Source organism: Hyphomonas sp. FCG-A18 (assembly GCF_045287255.1).
In the GTDB taxonomy this organism is placed as follows: domain Bacteria; phylum Pseudomonadota; class Alphaproteobacteria; order Caulobacterales; family Hyphomonadaceae; genus Henriciella.
On sequence record NZ_CP137142.1, the window covers coordinates 1560694 to 1580484 of the forward strand.

21 protein-coding genes are annotated in these 19791 nt (G+C 56.4%); 10 read left to right on the plus strand and 11 right to left on the minus strand.

The genetic code is table 11. From position 1 onward, the window contains the following. Positions 1 to 105 precede the first annotated feature (105 nt). Positions 106 to 864 (plus strand): acyltransferase, encoded by a 759-nt coding sequence (locus RYZ27_RS07675; protein WP_406678907.1) that lies wholly within the window; start codon positions 106 to 108, stop codon positions 862 to 864. On the opposite strand, the gene RYZ27_RS07680 is transcribed toward RYZ27_RS07675, so the two are convergent. Continuing rightward, positions 861 to 1994 (minus strand): cysteine desulfurase family protein, encoded by a 1134-nt coding sequence (locus RYZ27_RS07680; protein ID WP_406678908.1) that lies wholly within the window; start codon positions 1992 to 1994, stop codon positions 861 to 863. The two genes, RYZ27_RS07675 and RYZ27_RS07680, sit on opposite strands and share 4 nt — an antisense overlap. A gap of 114 nt (positions 1995 to 2108) precedes the next feature. On the opposite strand from RYZ27_RS07680, the gene RYZ27_RS07685 reads away from it, so the two are divergent. Beyond that, on the plus strand, positions 2109 to 2864 hold the full coding sequence (locus RYZ27_RS07685; protein ID WP_406678909.1) for an alpha/beta hydrolase: 756 nt from the start codon (positions 2109 to 2111) through the stop codon (positions 2862 to 2864). A gap of 45 nt (positions 2865 to 2909) precedes the next feature. After that, positions 2910 to 4979 (plus strand): ATP-dependent DNA helicase RecG, encoded by a 2070-nt coding sequence (recG, locus tag RYZ27_RS07690; RefSeq protein WP_406678910.1) that lies wholly within the window; start codon positions 2910 to 2912, stop codon positions 4977 to 4979. Here recG and RYZ27_RS07695 read toward each other — a convergent pair. After that, the gene (locus RYZ27_RS07695; protein ID WP_406678911.1) at positions 4947 to 5696 is read right to left on the minus strand and encodes a DUF502 domain-containing protein; all 750 of its coding nucleotides are present in this window, start codon (positions 5694 to 5696) and stop codon (positions 4947 to 4949) included. The two genes, recG and RYZ27_RS07695, sit on opposite strands and share 33 nt — an antisense overlap. A 79-nt stretch (positions 5697 to 5775) precedes the next feature. Between RYZ27_RS07695 and RYZ27_RS07700 the strand changes: the two genes are divergently transcribed. Together RYZ27_RS07700 and RYZ27_RS07705 are read left to right on the plus strand one after the other, a co-directional pair. Further along, complete coding sequence (locus RYZ27_RS07700; protein ID WP_406678912.1) at positions 5776 to 6771, plus strand: phosphotransferase family protein; 996 nt, start codon at positions 5776 to 5778, stop codon at positions 6769 to 6771. Continuing rightward, positions 6764 to 7153: a DUF6285 domain-containing protein gene (locus RYZ27_RS07705; RefSeq protein WP_406678913.1), complete on the plus strand. Its 390-nt coding sequence runs from the start codon at positions 6764 to 6766 to the stop codon at positions 7151 to 7153. The genes RYZ27_RS07700 and RYZ27_RS07705 overlap by 8 nt, the downstream gene beginning before the upstream one ends. A 39-nt stretch (positions 7154 to 7192) precedes the next feature. Here RYZ27_RS07705 and RYZ27_RS07710 read toward each other — a convergent pair whose 3' ends face one another. From RYZ27_RS07710 to kdsA, 7 genes are all read right to left on the minus strand, one after another. After that, positions 7193 to 7534, minus strand: a complete 342-nt coding sequence (locus RYZ27_RS07710) for a YMGG-like glycine zipper-containing protein (RefSeq protein WP_406678914.1) — start codon at positions 7532 to 7534, stop codon at positions 7193 to 7195. 115 nt (positions 7535 to 7649) lie between these two features. Further along, on the minus strand, positions 7650 to 8714 hold the full coding sequence (locus RYZ27_RS07715; RefSeq protein ID WP_406678915.1) for a methyltransferase domain-containing protein: 1065 nt from the start codon (positions 8712 to 8714) through the stop codon (positions 7650 to 7652). A 24-nt stretch (positions 8715 to 8738) separates the two neighbouring features. Beyond that, positions 8739 to 9683: a radical SAM protein gene (locus tag RYZ27_RS07720; protein ID WP_406678916.1), complete on the minus strand. Its 945-nt coding sequence runs from the start codon at positions 9681 to 9683 to the stop codon at positions 8739 to 8741. Between the two features lie 76 nt (positions 9684 to 9759). Further along, positions 9760 to 9954: a hypothetical protein gene (locus RYZ27_RS07725; RefSeq protein WP_406678917.1), complete on the minus strand. Its 195-nt coding sequence runs from the start codon at positions 9952 to 9954 to the stop codon at positions 9760 to 9762. Then, on the minus strand, positions 9951 to 10679 hold the full coding sequence (locus RYZ27_RS07730) for a hypothetical protein (protein WP_406678918.1): 729 nt from the start codon (positions 10677 to 10679) through the stop codon (positions 9951 to 9953). The genes RYZ27_RS07725 and RYZ27_RS07730 overlap by 4 nt, the downstream gene beginning before the upstream one ends. A 10-nt stretch (positions 10680 to 10689) precedes the next feature. Beyond that, complete coding sequence (locus RYZ27_RS07735) at positions 10690 to 11496, minus strand: hypothetical protein (RefSeq protein ID WP_406678919.1); 807 nt, start codon at positions 11494 to 11496, stop codon at positions 10690 to 10692. 4 nt (positions 11497 to 11500) lie between these two features. Next, entirely contained in the window at positions 11501 to 12364 is an 864-nt protein-coding gene (kdsA, locus tag RYZ27_RS07740) for a 3-deoxy-8-phosphooctulonate synthase (RefSeq protein ID WP_406681776.1), read from the minus strand. A gap of 143 nt (positions 12365 to 12507) precedes the next feature. On the opposite strand from kdsA, the gene RYZ27_RS07745 reads away from it, so the two are divergent. Genes RYZ27_RS07745 through RYZ27_RS07760 form a run of 4 tightly spaced genes read left to right on the plus strand, consistent with a single transcriptional unit; the run spans position 12508 to position 17366 of the window. Next, positions 12508 to 13989: a cryptochrome/photolyase family protein gene (locus RYZ27_RS07745; protein ID WP_406678920.1), complete on the plus strand. Its 1482-nt coding sequence runs from the start codon at positions 12508 to 12510 to the stop codon at positions 13987 to 13989. Then, on the plus strand, positions 13986 to 15302 hold the full coding sequence (locus RYZ27_RS07750) for an NAD(P)/FAD-dependent oxidoreductase (protein WP_406678921.1): 1317 nt from the start codon (positions 13986 to 13988) through the stop codon (positions 15300 to 15302). The genes RYZ27_RS07745 and RYZ27_RS07750 overlap by 4 nt, the downstream gene beginning before the upstream one ends. Before the next feature lies 1 nt (position 15303). Beyond that, entirely contained in the window at positions 15304 to 16110 is an 807-nt protein-coding gene (locus tag RYZ27_RS07755; protein ID WP_406678922.1) for a DUF1365 domain-containing protein, read from the plus strand. After that, entirely contained in the window at positions 16107 to 17366 is a 1260-nt protein-coding gene (locus RYZ27_RS07760) for a class I SAM-dependent methyltransferase (protein ID WP_406678923.1), read from the plus strand. Before RYZ27_RS07755 ends, RYZ27_RS07760 begins: the two co-directional genes overlap by 4 nt. Before the next feature lie 84 nt (positions 17367 to 17450). Here RYZ27_RS07760 and RYZ27_RS07765 read toward each other — a convergent pair whose 3' ends face one another. After that, positions 17451 to 18140 (minus strand): DUF6134 family protein, encoded by a 690-nt coding sequence (locus RYZ27_RS07765; protein ID WP_406678924.1) that lies wholly within the window; start codon positions 18138 to 18140, stop codon positions 17451 to 17453. Next, on the minus strand, positions 18140 to 18661 hold the full coding sequence (locus RYZ27_RS07770; protein ID WP_406678925.1) for a cupin domain-containing protein: 522 nt from the start codon (positions 18659 to 18661) through the stop codon (positions 18140 to 18142). The genes RYZ27_RS07765 and RYZ27_RS07770 overlap by 1 nt, the downstream gene beginning before the upstream one ends. A gap of 125 nt (positions 18662 to 18786) precedes the next feature. On the opposite strand from RYZ27_RS07770, the gene RYZ27_RS07775 reads away from it, so the two are divergent. Further along, on the plus strand, positions 18787 to 19791 hold the full coding sequence (locus RYZ27_RS07775; protein ID WP_406678926.1) for a cysteine synthase A: 1005 nt from the start codon (positions 18787 to 18789) through the stop codon (positions 19789 to 19791).

Below are 19791 nucleotides of genomic sequence, written 5' to 3' on the forward strand. Positions count from 1 at the left end.
TAGACCAAGACAAGCTTCTGCATCGCACTACGCCCAGCGCCTTGTCACACTAGGTTTAAACTGTAAGGTCCGCCGCATTCTAATGCTATTGAGTAATTGCGCGTAATGGTTTCTAGCCTGTACCAAAAAGCCCGATCCATTCTCGCTAACTGGCTTCGAAAGCTTGGTGAAACAACTGAAAAGACTTTTGTCGATGAAGGCTCCAATAACCACATCGATATTGGCGATAACATCGAACTAAGCGGTTCGATCATTGGCGATAATAATACTATCATCATTCATGATTCAGAATTGCTATCTTGTATAAGAATCACTCTGAAGGGCAGTGGAAACAAGATTCAAATCGGTAAGAAAAGCCGCTGCAAGGATCTGGATATCCGTATTGGAAGCTATCTCCCTGCGTTTGAAACAACGCTTGAAATCGGTGATGAGTTTAGCGCGGAAGGGAGCTGTAAGCTCCTGCTCTACAATTCAGGTAGTGTCCTGAAAATTGGTCAGGACTGTATGTTCTCTAATAACATTATTGTCCGCTGTGGAGAGACGCCGCATCTGATTTTCGACTCTGAAACCGGTGAATATCTAGACGTTTCAGAAGGTGTCTTCATTGGTGATCATGTCTGGGTGGGCGAACAGTCCTACATCACCAAAAGGTGCAGTTTGCCGGATAATTCCATCCTTGCGGCAGGCAGTGTTGCAACGCGACGTTTCGATGAACCGAATATCGTAATTGGCGGTAACCCTGCGCAAGTCGTACGCAAGAACGTTAAATGGGTGCGCAACCGGGCTTCTTTGGTGCCGGACTCACCCGAAAAAAAGTCCTATGAAAAGGTCATTGCCCAATACAAAACTAAAAGTCGCGACTAGATAGATACGACACGCTTGGCCGCCTGTAACCAGACATCTGCAACGCGGTCAAAGTCTTCAGGCTTGGTATCCCATCCAAAGCTGATGCGGATCGCACTATCGGCAAGCGCATCTTCCACACCCATGGCGGCAAGGACGAGGGAGCGTTTCACCTTACCGCTCGAACACGCCGAGCCAGACGAGACCGCCACGCCGCCAAGATCCATCGCCATCACTTGCGTTTCAGCGCGGAAACCAGCGATCGCAAAGTTTGATGTCTGCGCAAGGCGTTCGGCACCCTTGCCGAACACAGTCACGCCACCTTCAGAGATCAGTCGCGCCTCCATAGCATCGCGGGCAGTCGCCAGACCCTGCAGTTTGCCCATATCGCGCACGCCTGCTTCCGCCGCTGCACCAAACCCGGTTATCCCAATCAGGTTCTCAGTGCCCGAGCGCAGCGAACGCTCCTGACCACCACCAAACAGGACCGGCTTGAGCGGTGCACCCGAGCGCACCCACAGCGCGCCCGCCCCTTGTGGTCCGCCAACCTTATGTGCGGACAGCGCAAGATAATCGACGCCCAGCAGGCCAACATTGACCATCAGTTTGCCAAGCCCTTGCACGGCGTCGCAATGGGTCAGGCCGCCAGCTTCGCGCACCATAGTTGCTGCTTCCGCAACAGGCTGGACAACCCCGGTCTCATTATTCGCCATCATGCTTGCCAGAACAGGCATGCCATCGCGCGCCATGTCCCATTTAGCGAGGCGATCACGCAGCCAGTCCAGATCAAGCACGCCCGCGGGCGTCACATAAGCGGTTTCCACCGCCACACCGGCATAGCCCGCATTCTTGATCACCGCCTCATGCTCAATCGCGGAAACCAGCAACGTACATTTCTTGTCGAGCTGCGCCACAACGCCATGAAGGGCCAGCGCATTCGCTTCGGTGCCCCCACTGGTGAAGACAATATCCTGCGCCCGTGCGCCGATGGCCACAGCCACCTGACTGCGCGCAGTTTCGAGCAATTTGCGCGCGGCCCGGCCCGGCCCATGCACCGAAGACGGGTTGGCACCAGCGTCCATCGCGACCAGCATGGCTTCACGGGCTTCAGGCCGCAAAGGCGCCGTTGCATTGTAATCTGCGTAAATCATGAGCGCGATATAACACCACGCCAATTTATATGCAGAAAAATTTGCATTCGCGCCCCTGTATTTGCTACAGCGCCCGCTCACCCTTTTTCTTCCCGTAGAAGCGAGACCATAATCATGGCCGAAATGCTCATCTCAGGCCCGGAAGGGCGGATCGAAGCGCGATACACGCCGCCGCCTCATGAAGGGGCCTCCGTAGCGCTGATCCTGCACCCACACCCCCGCGCAGGCGGAACCATGCAGGACCCAATCACTATCCGCCTCTACCAGATGTTTGAGCGCAAGGGCTTTGGCGTACTGCGGTTTAACACACGCGGTGTAGGCCGCTCACAAGGCGTCTATGATCAGGGCATTGGCGAGCTTGAAGATGCCGCCTGGATTCTCGACTATCTTGAGAACATGGTAGAAAGCCCACGCTATGTCTGGTGCGCTGGATACAGTTTTGGCGCGTGGATTACGCTGCAATTGCTGATGCGCCGTCCGGAGATTGATGGTTTCCTGGCCATTGCGCCACCCGCCAACCACTATGATTTCAGCTTCCTTGCGCCTTGCCCGGCCTCTGGCCTGATCATTTCCGGCGAAGAGGATGCCATCTCAAAGCCTTCAGATGTCGAACGGGCTCTGACCAAGGTCCGCATCCAGAAGGGCGAGGTGATCGATCGCGAAAGCATTGAAGGGGCCAACCACTTCTTCACTGGCAAACATGACGAGCTGATCGACATTTGCGAAGCCTATGTTGATCGCCGCCTGGTTGAGGATGAGGAAAAACTGCGCCGTGAAGCTGAAGCGGCCGCAGCAAAGGCTGGCTCTCGCAAGCCACCTCTGCCGCGCGCCCTGCCTCTAAAACCAGAAGACAATGATCCAGTAGAGTAAGCCCCCTGATTGTCGCCTGAAGGGAAGCGGCTTAAAGCGTTAGATATGCGCGACGAACGCCTCTTCCCTTTGTTTCAGCCGCTTGATGCCCTACCCGGTATCGGTCCGAAGCTGAAAGCGCCGCTCGAACATCTCGTTGGCGGTGAGACCATTTGGGATCTACTCCTGCATATGCCCGATCGCTGGCTTGATCGGCGGCCGCGCGATACGTTTGACGATATGGTGGCTGATGAAGTCGCGACGGTTCGCGGCGAGGTTCAGGCTGTCATCGCCCCGTATAATGATCGCGCCCCAACCCGTGTACGCCTGTTTGATGGCACCGCTTTCCTGACCATCACCTATTTCCGCGCCGATGGCCGCTGGCTGCAAGGGCAATTCCCAATTGGCAAGGAGCGCATCGTCTCTGGCCGGGTTGCTGAATATCAGGGCGAAATGCAGATGACCCACCCGGATTATGTCATCGATCCGGAACGCGGCCCGATGCCGCCCCCGGTTGAGCCAATCTATCCCCTGACCGCTGGACTAACAAACAAACGCGTCCACAGCGCGGCAAAAGCCGCTGTTGAGCTGGTCCCTGATGAGCTGCCTGAATGGATCGACCCGGCTCTGGTCGAGCGTGAAAAATGGCCTGCGTTCAAAACAGCTCTGACAAGGGTTCATGCCCCAAGCGAATGGGATGAGGAAGCGATTGCCGCGGCCCGAACACGGCTTGCTTATGACGAGGCGCTCGCTCGTGAGCTGACTTTTGGCCGCGCCCGCGCCGCGCGACGCAATACGCCTTCGGTCTCGGTCAGCCCGCAGCCCGACACGCTCAACGCCTTAGTCAAAACCCTACCCTATCGCCCAACGACTGCGCAGGTGCGCGCAACAAAGGAAATCATGGCCGATCTTGCCCGTGAATATCCCATGCGCCGGATGCTGCAGGGTGATGTTGGCGCGGGTAAAACGCTGGTCGGGGCCTTCGCTGCCGTGCAGGCGGCTGCTGGCGGTTTCCAGACAGCCTTCATGGCTCCAACAGAAGTTCTGGCCCGCCAGCAATATGAAACGCTCAATACACTGCTCTCGCCGCTCGGCTATTCTGTCGCCGTCCTGACCGGGCGAGATAAGGGCAAGGCCCGCGAAGCCACTTTGATGGGGCTTGCCGATGGCAGCATCCAGATCGTGGCGGGCACCCATGCCCTGTTCCAGTCCGGGGTCAGCTTCCGCAATCTCGCACTGACCATAGTGGATGAGCAGCATCGCTTCGGGGTCGCGGACCGCACCAAGCTGATGAATAAAGGCAAAGCCCCCCATACGCTGGTCATGTCAGCGACACCCATACCGCGTACCCTTGCCCAGACCGTGCATGGCGATCTGGATGTCTCTATCCTTGATGAGAAACCTGCCGGGCGTCAGCCAGTGGAGACCCGCGCCATCGCCGATACGCGTATTGAAGATGTCGTTGATGCTGTCGGACGCGCCATGCAGCGCGGAGAACGCGCCTTCTGGGTCTGTCCGCGTGTAGACACAGATGAAGACGATAACAGCTCAGCGGTCTCTCGCGCCGCCATGTTGCGAGACGTCTTGCGTGTCCCTGTTGGCCTCGTCCATGGCCGCCTGAAGGGCGAAGAGAAAGATGCCGCGCTCGAAGCCTTCCGCACGGGCGAGACCAAGCTTCTGGTCGCCACAACGGTTATCGAAGTCGGCGTTGATGTGCCCGAAGCGACCATCATGGTGATCGAGCGCGCTGAGGGCTTTGGTCTTGCCCAGCTCCACCAGCTACGGGGCCGGGTTGGGCGCGGCGATAAAGCCAGTTTCTGCCTCCTGCTCTACCGTGCGCCGCTGACCGAAACCGCACGCGAGCGCCTCGATACGCTAAGGCGCACAGAGGATGGGTTCGAAATTGCCGAAGCTGATTTCAAACTGCGTGGCCCCGGCGATATGCTCGGTAAGGCCCAGTCAGGCCTGATCGCGCATCGCCTGATCACCCTGCCAGAGCATGCCGACCTGATCGAGACGGCCCACAAGGACGCCCTGCACGCGATTGATATGGCTGAGACAATGAACCCGGAACGGGCAGAAGCCTTGGGCCTACTCAGCCAGCTACTCAGCCCCGACCTCGCCTTTAGCGACTGATTTTGCCACAGGCTCAGGAACAGTATCCGGGCTAGGAATGCCATTTGGATAGTCTGGAACAACAAGCCCGGCCGTCAGGATCATCTTGGCGCCATCTTCGACACTCATGTCCATGTCGATCACTTCAGACGGGTGCACATAAATCAGAAAGCCAGAAGTCGGGTTTGGTGTTGTCGGAATAAACACACCAATCATTTCTGTGCTGAGCTTCACGCCAATTTCTCCCTTGGCATGGGAGGACACAAAACCAAGGCACCATGATCCACGCTTGGGATATTCAACCATAACACAGCGATCAAAGCTCGCCTGCTGATTGTTCGCCAAAACTTCGGTCAGCTGTTTCAGCGCCGCATAAACATTCCGGACAAGCGGAATACGCGAGAGGATCCGATCCGTTGCTGCCAGCAGAGAACGCCCAACAAGGTTTGCGGTCACCGCGCCCAGAACGGTCAGCGCAATCACCAGCACCAGAACCCCGAAACCCGGGATGGCATAATTGGTATAGGTTTCCGGCTTGAGCAGTGGCGGCAGAAGCGGTTTGACCCGGTTATCAATGAATGTGATCAGGAATTGCAGGATGAAATATGTCGCGGCCAAAGGCGCCGCGATCACCATGCCAGCAAAGAAACGGCCCCGCAGCCAGGCAAACAAGCCCACCTTGCGTGGTGGCTCGGCCATACCGGGAATCATTTCATCGGGACGTTTGCCCTTGGACATTGCCTGTATCTCCTGAAAACGCGGCCTACCCCGCCGTTATACCTTGGCGAGGCTATGGTTTCGGTTAATTGTGGCAAAGATGGGAACAATATCTGACTTTGAAAGCGCCTTAAGGCCTCTATTCACAGGGATTTTTGGCCCGAGTACTGTTTTAGAGCAGCACAAGCGCCTTTCCGGCGGCGCCAGTCAGGAAACATGGGCGCTTAGCGGCTCAGGCTATGAAGCGATTCTGCGCCGCGCCCCCGGCGGGACCAGTGCAGCGCGCTCCTCGGCAGCCATCGGCTTGCCAGCGGAAGCGGTCTTAATCGCCGCAGCTGAAGCAACAGGTGTTCCGGTTCCGAAAGTCCTGCATGTTCTGCAAAACAAAGACAATCTGGGCGACGGCTTTGTGATGAGCCGGGTTCATGGTGAGACGATCGCGCGTCCGATCCTGCGCGATGAGACCTTCGCGACGGCGCGCGCAGCCCTACCAGCCCAATGCGGGGAAGCGCTTGCCGCGATTCACGCCATCCCGACGGAAGACTTGCCAGACGTTATCACAGTTAGCGGCGGGCTGGATCAGATCGCGCAGTATGAAGAGATTTACCGCAGTTTTGATGTCCCCCGCCCGGTTTTAGAACTGGCGCTGCAATGGCTCAAAGCAAACGCGCCGAAACCTTTGAAACCCGTTCTGGTGCATGGGGATTTCCGGCTGGGCAATCTCATGGTGGATGAGAATGGCCTTGTTGCTGTTCTGGACTGGGAACTCGCCCACCTTGGCGATCCGCGTGAAGATATTGCCTGGATTTGCGTTAATTCATGGCGCTTTGGCCAAAGCCAGAACCGCGTTGGCGGCTTCGGTCAGCTTGAAAACCTGCTTGCAGCTTACAATCAGGCGAGCGGCCAGGCTTTCACAATCAAGGATATTGATTGGTGGGAAATGCTCGGCACTCTGAAATGGGGTGTCATGTGCATGATCATGTATGAAGCCTTTCGTTCTGGCGCCGATCCCAGCGTCGAACGCGCCGCGATTGGCCGCCGCGTTTCAGAAACCGAAATTGACCTGATCAATCTGTTGGAGGCGGCCCATGCATGACCAACCTTCAGTCTCCGAGCTCATCGCCGCAGTGAAGCATTTCATTGACGAAACCGCTGCGCCAAACCTGTCCGGTCATGCTGGCTTCCATGCCCGTGTCGCCAGTAATGCGCTTGCCACGGTCTTGCGGGACCTTAAGGCGCGTGTGCCGAATGACATGGCCGAAGCCAAGCGCTTACGCGACCTGCTCAGTGCCCCAAATACCGTGTTTCTGGCTGAGCTAAATCGCAATCTATGTGACCGCATCCGCTCCGGTGAAATAACCCCGGAAACACCCGGCCTGTTGGCACATCTCAAAGCCACAACCATGGCGCAGGTTGAGGTTGACCAGCCCCGCTATTCAGGCCTCAAGACCGCAAAAGAAAAAAGCCCCACCGTCTAGTCTCAGACAGCGGGGCTTCTTTATGATTGATCGCCAGTGTTACCAGCGATTTGGGTCGGTAGGATACCGGTCTACCGCATCGGCGTAACCATCCTTATCCGCATCCTTTTCATAGGCTTGGTCCTTAACACCAGGCAGATCACAATCCTCGGCATCGTTACAGCCTTTGGCTGCGCCAGCAGCGCCGCCAAGAACCGCGCCGATAACAGCGCCCGTCTGCGCGTCACCATCGCCAACATTGTTGCCGATGACGGCACCCGCAACAGCCCCAATGGCGGCGCCGGTTGCTGCACTCCGTTCTGTTTGACCTGTCTGGGTCGCACAAGCAGCTAGACCAAGCCCGGCAAGGGCCACGAGAGAAACTTTGTAAAACTGAGTCATCTTAAACTCCTGAGTTTGCATTTGAGCCTTCGCTCGGCCGCGAACCTGATCGGAGCATGTGGCGAGAAATCCGATTTTTGGTGGCCAGAAGAAGGCAAGGCCACACTGTGCTATCCTAGCAACACCCACCGACAGGCGCTGGCCCGGGTTCACTGATGGTTTCAGCGAATACGTCTGGTGCAGCGCAGCCCGGGAAAAGACCAAAATGGGTTTCCCCGCACCCAATCGTGTCAAAATATGGCGCAAACCGGGTCTGCTTCAGCATAGCGAGCGTATTCCCGCAGACGGGAAAGACCCGGCCTTTCTCAATCTTGTGTTCAACATCAAGGTCGAAAATCGTCTCCATCCCCTCAACCCCGCCGCGATAAATCACAGCCTGTCCATAATCCTCGCAAGCCGCATCAAGACTTTCGAGCTTCATCAGACGCGCAGTAACACTGGCAAAACGGATCGGCTCGACCTTGGCTTTCAGGGCCGGATCAATGATTTTGAGCAGACGGTGCTCGACCACGCGTGGATCACCAAAGCCCGCAGCCATCGCCATTGTATTATAGTCCCCCCAGTACAGGGCGCCGGAAAGGCATTCGCCATACAAGACCGGATCATCGATCAAGGCCTGCGGCACCCGGCGGTCCGCGTAGACGTCAGAGAAATAAAGCTCGCCGCCCGGCTTGAGCAGCTTATACGCAGCTCGGAAGACGGCTGGCTTATCGGTGCAGAGGTTGATCACACAATTGGAAATGATCAGGTCAAACGAACCCGGCTCCAGATCAAGTTCATCCAGGCGCTCAAGATAACCTTTCACGAACCGCGTGTTTGGCGCGTCATAGCCATATTGTTCTGCATGCCAAGCTTCATGTGAACGCGCGACTTCGAGCTGCTCATCAGTCATATCAACACCGGTGACATGGCCATTCGGACCAACCAGTTTGGCAAGCGCGAAAACGTCTCGGCCCGCGCCACAGCCTAGGTCCAGGACCTTCAGCCCATTCAACTCCGCCGGAATGGCGAGGCCACAACCATAATAGCGCGCGGAAACATCATCATGGACCGCGCCAAGCGCCTCAATCACATGCCGCGGCGGGGCCGCCTCGGTACAACAGGCATCCGTCTTGAGATCAGAAGAGCCTTGCAGAGTCTCCCCATAATACGCTTTCACCACATCATTCAGGGCGTTCATCAACTCTCTCCAATTCTCAGATGATCAGGCAGAACAAGACCCGCCACCGAGCACACAAAAACTCGCACAATACGGGTGGTTTAACTGTACCGAGCCGCGCGACTCTTCGAGCGTGTTTCCAAGCTCAAACTGCAAATCATAAGGTAGCAAGGTACACGCCACGACACTTGCGCGCTCTGCCCCCTTGCGGCGCACAACCATACGCTGGCTCGCGCACATCTGGTCATCCGGGGAGACATTCAGGATACCCCAGCAATCAGTTGTGATCTCTGGTGGGTCACCATCATCCTTCATTTCCGGAAACAGAACCAAACGCGTCGTATCGGCTGGATCAAGATCAAGGCCAATCTGCTCAATTAGCTCGGCATAGCCTGCACGCGCGGCTGGCTCTTCCTCATCCCACATGGTCCGCCCGGCAAGGTCGACGCGAAACTTATTCTCCGCAAGCCAGGTCAGCCCCATCACGGTCAGGCCAAACGAGCCCATACCACGTTCTTCATCATGCAGACGCGCCGTATAATGATCGAGGCTGACCCGAAGGGTCAGGCGATCGCCAAACCGCTCATTCAGGTCCATCAGGCCGCCTTTGATATGCGGGCGCATCATGGGTTGCATTGCATTGGTGAGGACCAGAGCCGTAAAGCCACGTTTCAGGGTCTCTTTCAGAATTGGAATGATCTCTGGTGCCATAAACGGCTCACCACCAGTGAACCCGATTTCACAGCCGCCTTCACTCGCCGCCTCAAGCTCATCGAGATAAGGCTTCACGTCTTCCAGAGTCAGATAGACCAGACGGTCATTGCGCGGGGAGCTTTCAATATAGCAATTGACGCACTCAATATTGCACAGCGTCCCGGTATTGAACCACAGCGTTTTGGTTCCGGTATAGGCAACGCTCGCGCGCGTCTCGCCCTTGGCCGTAATATGGGGGTCCGTGAATTTCTGCGGCGTGCGTTCTGTATCAGGCATAGAGATTTGTATACTGCGTTCGCGCTGCACCGGAAGTCACGAAACTGTCAGTCTACAGTCACAGTTTCTTGAGCGGTCAGTGCAGATCAGCTTCGCCCGGCCCAGTTTCCAGAAACGCGATCACGGCATCCCAGTGCGCCAAAGCCTCAGCATCGCCCATCGCAGCGACTTCTGCAGCGCGCAGCGTGGCAATGACCGCCGCATCCTCGCCATACTGACGCATCAGGGCCATAGCCGCATCGCGGGCCGAGCGGTCACTCTCGCTACTCATTGCCAGTGCTCGGCAATCCAAGCGGTCGGCTTCACATGCTTGTAGTGGCGCTTGTACCAGGGCGCAGGCCAATTCCCATCCCGCGCCTCGTCCGGGTCCGGGTGCCCGGTAAAGGCAACGACCTTTGCTTCGCTTGGAAGCTCCGGCACTTTGAACCAGTTCATTGGGAATTTCGGCATCAGCGAGTGTTTGAAGCTGACACACCATTCACTTGGCCAGTAATGCTGTTCCTCAATGAAGCGGGAAATATAGACCTGTTCAATCCGGATAGACCCAACCACCGCTTCAGGATCAGCATTAAACTCATCAAACAATTGCGAATAGCGCCCGACCGGAAAGCGGAAGACGGACGTGTTGCCAATCCCGCCACCCTTCTGGGTCCAGTTCTCAATGACGCAATACTCACCGGGCTTATAGGTGAAGAAATCGTCGAGTGGCCCGGTAATCACCAGATCCAGATCGAGGAAAAGGACATCGCCCTCAAGGCCCGCGAGAGGGGTCTGCCAGACCGCCAGTTTACGCCAAGGCGACCAGCGCACCCGCTCCGGCAGGTTAATCGGCGGCAGAGGCTGGGCATCAACCGCTTCATCAAAGCCATCATCATTGTCGGTGAAACAGACAAACCGGAACTCGCCCGTCATGTTGCGGCGACAGGCCCGATAGAGACGGTTCACAAACTCCGCCCCATAGCGTGTGCCCCAATTCATACAGATAATTGTCCGCATGGGTTCGTCCTTAAATCCGTTCATGGGTCAGGATGCCGGCAGACACCCCGGAGCGATAGCCTGATGTGCGCCAATCGCTGTTATTCCACTCAATTTCAATATTCGGCATACCACCTGCGCCGCGGGTTGTCGGATGCGCTTCGGCATAGGCAACAATTGTATCGAGGAAGAAACGGCGATTGATCATGATCGACTGGTTCGTCCACGGCAGATAAGGCGCGCCGACCCGCCACCAGCGCCCATCCTGCATCGGCTCAATCTCAGGGTGATGGTCATGCGGGGCATCATGGACATAACAGGCACCGCCAATCAGGCGTTTGGCCTTTCCCGGCCGGCTCAGTCGCCGCAGCATCGGCATCACCCCTTCGCCGTAATAACGATTATACTTCTCTGTCAGCGGAAATTTCTGCCCTGGATGCGCGCGGCTACGCAAGCGAAATACATCCACCTCGCCCGCCTTCAAACTCTCAAGCGCCAGAGCCAGTTCCTCGGCGATGACTTCACGTGGTTCGATCAGTGGCAGGTCATTTTCCAGCAGGACAACATAATCGGTCGAAACGCTGGACGCTGCACCTTTCAGGCCGCCAATGATCCCGGTATTTTCCGGGGTTCCGGCATAGGCAATGCCCATCCGATCTGCGAACGCCGCAGCCTTATCATCCAGGCTGTTGAAATAGACTTTGACCTCTTCAAAGAAGTCAAAAAAGCCGCGCTCGCGATACGTATCCAGCGCGGCTTCGAATGTATCGAATTCACGCCAGCATAACATGCCCAGACCAAGGCCCGGCAGGGCCGCTGTCCCGCCCTCTGCGCCCATCGTCTTATGCGTCTTCTTTGGCGAACTGTTTGGCGAGCCCGTCAAATGCCATGATGCGGCTGATCAGGCGCTCAGCATCGTCGAGGCGGACCATGTTCGGGCCATCTGATGGGGCGCTATCCGGGTCTTGGTGAACCTCCATAAACACCGCCGCGATCCCCACTGCCGCTGCTGCGCTGGCCAGTGTCGGGACAAATTCACGCTGGCCGCCTGATGACCCGCCCTTGCCGCCCGGCTGTTGAACCGAATGGGTCGCATCAAACACGACTGGACAGCCAATCTTCGCAAGCTCCGGCAACGCGCGCATATCGCTGACCAGCGTGTTATAGCCAAAGCTCGCCCCGCGCTCACACGCCATGACGTTTGGATTGCCGCCAGCAACAACCTTGTTGATCACATTTTTCATGTCCCATGGCGCGAGGAATTGACCCTTTTTGACATTCACAACTTTGCCCGTCGCCGCAGCGGCCAACAGAAGATCGGTCTGGCGACAGAGATAGGCCGGGATTTGCAGAACATCGACGACTTCGCCGACCACCGCACACTGCTCTTCAGTGTGCACATCCGTCAAAATGGGCAGACCAGTTTCGGTTCGTACATCCTCAAAAATCCGGAGCGCTTCATCGAGCGGCAGACCGCGATAACCGGAAATGCTGGTCCGGTTGGCTTTGTCAAAGCTGGTCTTGTAAACAAGATCAAAGCCCAGCTTCTCTGAAATCTTTTTCAGCTCAGAAGACATGAACAGCGCATGGTCGCGGCTTTCCAGCGCGCATGGTCCGGCCAGAAACGCAACCGGCTGGTCATTGCCAATCGTCACGGTTTTCTGCGCGGTCTTGATCTCGATCACCCGGTTCGGGCTCAGGGGCATGGAATCGGCCATAACGGTCACTTTCATCTGTTACGTACGGATATACAGCCTCGGGCGTCCGATACAAAGCCCGCCGAACACACATTGCGTGAGATTTATGTCATCCATAGGCAAAGCCGATACGTAACAAGACATTAGCAGCGATGTTCGGGAGGTCTGCCATCACTAATGCCGTATCCGCTCCAACCCTGATGTGGTTTCGCCGCGACCTGCGGCTGAGCGATAATCCGGCGCTGGATGCGGCTCTAAATCATGGTGATGGCCCGCTAATCTGCCTCTATATCCTCGAAACTGATGAGGCTTTGCGCCCGCTCGGTGGTGCGTCGAAATGGTGGTTGGATAAGTCCCTTAAAGCGCTCGCTCGTGATCTTGAAGCGATTGGTGGCCACTTGATCCTACGCCGCGGCCCCGCACAGGAAACGCTCAACAGTGTGATCGCTGAGACCGGAGCGAAAGCCGTGTTCTGGAACCGCCGCTATGATCAGGCTGGCCGGGAGATCGATGCGGCGATTAAAACCGACCTCAAAGCCCGAGACATCACAGTCGAGAGCTTTAATGGCTCCGTCCTGACAGAACCCTGGACGCAGACCACGGGGTCAGGCGGCTATTACAAGGTTTTCACCCCTTACTGGAAATCGGTTCAGGCGAATTACAAACCCGACGCGGAATGCCCCCGTCCGACACAGATAAAGAGCCTCGCCCTGACCTCGGAAGCGCTGTCTGACTGGAACTTGCACCCCAGCGCGCCGGATTGGTCAGAAGGCTTTAACCAGGATTGGGTGCCAGGAGAGGCTGGCGCGAAAGACAGACTCGCAAATTTCCTCGATGGCCCGGTGAACACCTATAAGGAAGACCGCAATCGCCCGGATATTGAGACCGGGACTTCCGGCCTCTCACCGCATCTCGCCTTTGGTGAAATCAGCCCCGCACAAATCTGGCGCGCCACGAAAGCTCGTATGGAGGCCGGACAGCTCAATGAGCGCAGTGCGCATCACTTCCTGTCCGAGGTGTGCTGGCGCGATTTTTCCTATGTCCTGCTCTTCCATAATCCAGACCTTGCAACAGAGAATTTCAAGCCTGACTTCGACCTGATGCCATGGCGCGACAGCCCGGAAAACCTGGAAGCCTGGCAGCGCGGCCAGACCGGATACCCGATCGTTGATGCGGGTATGCGCCAACTCTGGCACACGGGCTGGATGCACAATCGCGTGCGCATGATCGTCGCCTCTTTCCTGACCAAACATCTGCTGATCCACTGGGGACATGGCGAGGACTGGTTCTGGGATTGCCTTGTCGATGCCGACCCGGCTTCCAACAGCGCCAGTTGGCAATGGACGGCTGGGTCCGGCGCGGACGCCGCCCCCTATTTCCGTGTGTTCAATCCGATCACGCAGGGCGAGAAGTTCGATGAGACGGGCGACTATGTTCGCAAATGGTGCCCGGAACTCGCGCGCCTGCCCCGCAAATACCTGTACCAGCCATGGGAAGCTGGCCCGCTGATCCTGCACGAAGCCGGGATCAAGCTCGGTACGACTTATCCAAAGCCCATTGTTGACCATAAAGAGGGCCGCCAACGCGCCCTCGACGCCTATGACACGCTAAAGCAAAAGAGAGACGCCGCATGAAGCGCATCGCCATAATCGGATCGGGAATCTCAGGCCTCGGGGCCGCTTACGCCTTGAAAGATACAGCAGACATTACGGTATATGAGGCAGGTGATCGCGCGGGTGGCCATGCCCACACAATGGATGTCGATTATGAGGGCACACCGCTCAGCGTCGATGTTGGTTTCATTGTCTATAATGGGCTCAACTATCCCAACCTGATCGGCTTTTTCGATGCACTGGGTGTTGAGACCGAGGCCAGCGATATGAGCTTCGCGGTTTCCAACCCAGACGGCTATGAGTGGGCCTCGACCCTGAATGGTATTTTCGCGCAGCGCTCAAACTTGTTCAAACCGCGCTTCCACAAGTTCTGGCGGACCATCCTGAAGTTTAATGACCTTGCCCGCGCCGAACTCGCCGCCGGGAAGATTGACGACATCTCCCTCGGCTTCTGGCTGAAAAAGCATGGCTTTAATCAGGACTTCCTCGACAATTACATCCTGCCCATGGGTGGCGCGATCTGGTCAACACCGGAAGCAGAGATGATGGACTATCCCGCCCGGTCATTTTTTCAGTTCTTTGAGAACCACCGCCTGATGCATAAGGAGCGTCCGAAATGGCGCACGGTTACGGGGGGCTCACGAAACTATGTAAACAAGGTCGCTGAGCTGCTCGACCACCGTCTACGCCTCAATTCCCCCATCGCTTCGATCAAGCCATTTGGCGAGAAGGTCCGCGTCGTCGAAACCAGCGGCAACAGTGACCTGTTCGACGATGTGATCATCGCCACCCATTCCGATACAGCGCGCTCCATTCTGGATGAAAGCTATGAGGACGCGCGCTTCCTGCTAGGCTCGGTGCGCTACCGCCCGAATGATATTTACCTGCATCGCGATCCATCACTGATGCCAAAGCGCAAGGCAGCTTGGGCGAGCTGGAACGTCCTGAAACAGGATGGCCCGGACATCTGCCTGACCTATTGGATGAACAAGCTGCAAAACCTGCCCGGTGAGCACCCGCTCTTTGTCACGCTGAACCCGGAAACACCGCCTGCCGAGCATCTGACCTTTGCCCGCATGGAAAAGGCCCATCCACAGTTTGACGCCGCAGCCGAGGCCGCCGTGCGCGCCCTTAAGCGCCAGCAAGGCAAAGACCGGATCTGGCTCGCAGGCGCCTGGATGGGCAGCGGCTTCCACGAGGATGGCCTCAAGTCCGGTCTCTCCTGCGCACTCTCGCTCGGCGGGCAAGTGCCGTGGATCGCTGAGCATGTCGAAATCGTTTCGCCTTCGACGCAAAGCCCAGAAAATGCTAAAGTGGCTTTGGGAGGTCACTAATATGGCGATCAAGCCCGCCATACGTCTGCTGCGCGGTCATACGACCCATGAACGCTCGATGCCTTTTACGCACCGGTTCAAGTACGGCTTGTCGATGATCGAGGTCGATATTGATCGACTGGATGAAGCCCCAGAGCATTCCAGCCTGTTTAGCTTTGAACGTCCAAACCTGTTTTCCTTCCACCGTCGCGATCATGGCGCACGACAGGCTGTTCCGCTGCGCCCATGGGCTGAGGAACAGTTCGCCAAGGCCGGGATTGACCTTCAAGGTGGAGCCATCCGTCTCGTCACCTACCCTCGCCACCTCTTTTACAAGTTCGCACCAATCTCGCTCTGGCTTGGCTATGGCCCCGAGGGTGAGCTGCGCGGGATCCTGTATGAGGTGAATAATACATTCGGCGAAAGCCATACCTATGCCGCGGCCACGCCGGACATACCGCGCAGCCAGCATGAGACAGAGAAAGTCTTCCACGTCTCGCCCTTCTTTGATGTCTCCGGTCGCTATGAATTCACCCTTCGTAATGACGATAAGCGCCTCAGCCTCATGGTTGCGACGCAGACCCCAAATGGCCAGCAGCACCTCGCGACCATTATGGCGCGCAAACAGCCGTTGACCACCGCGCAGCTCCTCTGGGTCACCCTGACAAAGCCCTTCAGCACACTCTCAGTCACCCTCGCCATTCACTGGCAGGCGCTCAGAATTTGGCTCAAAGGCGCGCGCTATCATTCTAAACCGAAACAGGCTGAGCCGCGTATAACAATTGCAACACAAACGGGCGAAAGCCCAGCCCGGGAGAAAGCGGCATGAGCTACACAGCCCTTGATGAGAAAATCCGCGATTCTGTCGATATTATTACAGCTTCCCCCGAAGCCCTTCGCCAGCTTTCCGGCGTTCCGGCCAGCTTTCGGTTGGCCGGGATGATGCTGCTCCGCGCCCATCGTGGGTCGATCCGGTTTGATCTTCCTGATGGCCGCCGCATCCTGTTCGATCATGGCCAGAAAGGCCCCCATGCCGTGGTTGAGGTTCACAAGTTTGACTTTGCAAAGCGCGCCATTGCCGGCGGCGATGTCGGCTTTGCTGAAAGCTATATGGATCAGGAATGGTCGACGCCTGACCTGACCTCAGTGCTGGAGTTTTTCTCAGAGAATTTCGAAGCTGCCGGACAGCTTGCTGTTGGCGGTTTCATGGTTCGTGTGACCAACATGATCCGCCACGTGTTTAACCGGAACTCCAAGTCTGGCTCGAAACGCAATATCGAAGCTCACTATGATCTCGGCAATGATTTCTACAGGCTGTGGTTGGATGAAACGATGACTTATTCATCGGCACTCTATACCAAGCCGGGCCTTTCCCTTGCTGAGGCGCAAAATGAGAAATATGCCCGCATCGCCGACCAGATTGGCCTTTCAGAGGGCAAGTCCGTGCTTGAAATTGGCTGCGGTTGGGGCGGTTTTGCTGAATATGCTGCCAAGCATCGCGGGGCGAATGTCACTTGCCTGACCATTTCCCCATCGCAGCGTGAGTGGGCGCTGGAGCGCATGGCACGACAGGGTTTGAGCGACAAAGTCGATATTCGACTTGAAGACTATCGCGATCATAAGGGCCAGTATGATGGCGTTGCATCGATCGAAATGTTCGAAGCGGTCGGGGAAAGCTATTGGCCGAGCTATTTCGCCAAGGTCGCCGAATGCTTGAAACCGGAAGGCCGCGCCGCTTTGCAAATCATCACCATCGATAATGATCTCTTCCCGCGCTACCGCAAACGCGCCGACTTCATTCAGCGCTATATCTTCCCGGGTGGAATGTTGCCAAGCGAGGAAGCGCTGGCTCAACAGTTTACCACCGCAGGCCTGGCCCTTCAGGACAAGCATTATTTCCGAAAGGATTATGCCAAGACCCTGCGCGTGTGGGCCAAGGCTTTTGAAGAGACATGGGCACAGATTGAACCTCAGGGCTTTGATGAACGCTTCCGCCGTCTCTGGCGCTTCTACTTATCTTATTGTGAGGCTGGCTTTGACAATGGCCGCATTGATGTCGGGCATTTCACCCTCAGCCATCAATAAATGAAAAAGCGGACCTCGCAATGAGATCCGCCTTTCCAAGTTCATGCTTCCATTGAGTTCATACACATGGATAAGGACGGAAAGCTAATAAATATTTTGCAATACATATTTAATTTCCTGTCCGCGGGCCTCAAAGATCAATTTCACCCAGCGATTCTGGTAATCATACCAAAGGTCGACGGTCAGATCTGACTTCAGTCGATAATGCGTCGCGGGCACCTCTGTCCCGTTGACCATCACGACATCCTCACCAATGCGCTCAACCTCAATGTCGAGGATTTCACCCGTCTCGGTGGAGATCATTCGGTCGCCCATCACTTGCAGAATATTCCAATGGCTCGATGGAATGATTGATGTCGGCAATACCCCATCAAACTTGGTACTGTCGACAACGAGTTGGCCACCATCGGCGCGCGCGGAGACTTTGCCCCGACGGCCATCATTGTTTGATTTGCCATCAAGGCTAATCAGGCGGCCACTCTCCCAGATCTCAGTCGCATCCAGACGATATTTAAACGCCGTGATCGGACCAAATTTCACATCCAGATCAACATCTGTGGTTACTTCCAGAGTGCCATCCTCACGCTCGTCAAAGGTCAGGACATGGCGACCAAAGGGTTTGCCCTTGCGTAGGACCTGAAAGTCAATCACCGCGCCATCATAGGCGACAAACGGGGTTGGCATAGAGGTTTGCACGGCCTCGACATCTGCTTCCCCAAAGGCCATTCCGGCCATTAAACCTGCAACAGCCCCCGCTATCGCATACCTGATCATTAACTGAGCCTCCAAAACGGGGTGGGTTCCTGAGCAACATAACAAATGCACATCTGGTCACCGTGAGCAGAGGGACGATGTGTCATCCCCGGACGGCCAAGCACAAGATCGCCGCGTTTGTAACAGCCGTGACCATCTTCAAATTCACCTTCCAGAACGACCGTCGCTTCCAGGGCGGAATGCCCATGTTCGGGTGCACTCTGGCCAGGGTCGAGGCGCATTAGCTTCCCCTTACCGGCGCCACGCTTTGCATAGTGCACGCCTGACAGCCCGCGTTTCCATGGCACCGTCTCAAACGTGCTTTGGGAAAGCTCCAGCGCCTCGGGCAGATAAGCATGCTCAACATCGCGGGCATCATTGGCCCAAAGGCCAATCGCATCTCGGGCACAGCCCCATACCGCCATGATATCCCGGGCCTGCGGGCACAGCAGACCGTGCAATTCTGCCGCAAGGCTCATGTCCGGAGACAAAGCCCCGGAAACATGGTCGAGCAGGAAGGCGTGATAAGCGTCGGATTTCATTCAGGAATACTCAAGTGTCTATCTTGTTGCTCTTTACGTTGGCAAACCCCAACTGGATCAGTTCATAAGCAGTTGAATTGCAGCACCCACAGGCTTAGCCTGATACTCTCAAATCAAGGCCCGACATGACTATCAAGACTTCCGTTCTAGACCTTATCGGCAACACGCCGCTTTTACGCCTGAACCGCCTCTCTGAAGAGACCGGTTGCGAGATCCTCGGCAAGTGCGAATTTCTCAATCCCGGCCAGTCGGTAAAGGATCGCCCGGCGCTGGAAATCGTTCGCGCAGCCGAGCGCGATGGCTCGCTCAAGCCCGGCGGAACAATTGTTGAAGGCACTGCAGGCAATACCGGGATTGGTATTGCTCTGGTTGGTGCTGCGCTTGGCTACAAGGTCGTGATTGTGATGCCGCGCACGCAATCCAAAGAGAAGAAAGACGCGGTGCGGAACTTCGGCGCAAAGCTGATTGAAGTGGACGCGGTCCCATACAAGAATCCGAACAATTACCAACACTTCTCTCGTCGCCTTGCCGAAGAGATGAATGAGACAGAGCCGAATGGTGCAATCTGGGCCAACCAGTTTGATAACACCGCCAACCGCGACGCTCATATCAAGACCACAGGCCCGGAAATCTGGGCACAGACCGAGGGCAAGGTCGATGGCTTCATCTGCGCGGTCGGCTCAGGGGGCACCCTAGCCGGCACCGCGATGGCCCTGCGCGATCTCTCCGGCGGCAAGGTCAAAATTGGCATCGCTGACCCGGGTGGCGCGGCCCTCTACGAATATTACAAGAATGGCGAGCTGAAATCCGAAGGCACTTCGATCACCGAAGGGATTGGGCAAGGCCGGATCACCGCCAACCTTGAGGGTCTAACTGTCGATCATGCCTATCGCATCAATGATACGGACGCCCTGAAGACGATCTATGACCTGATCCAGTATGAAGGGGTTTGCCTTGGTGGCTCTGCCGGGATCAATATGGCGGGCGCGGCGCAAATGGCCCGCGATTTAGGGCCAGGCCACACCATCGTTACGATACTCTGTGACTACGGTAATCGCTATCAGGACAAATTGTTCAACCCAGACTTCCTGCGCTCGAAAGAGCTACCAGTCCCGCCATGGATGGAGTAA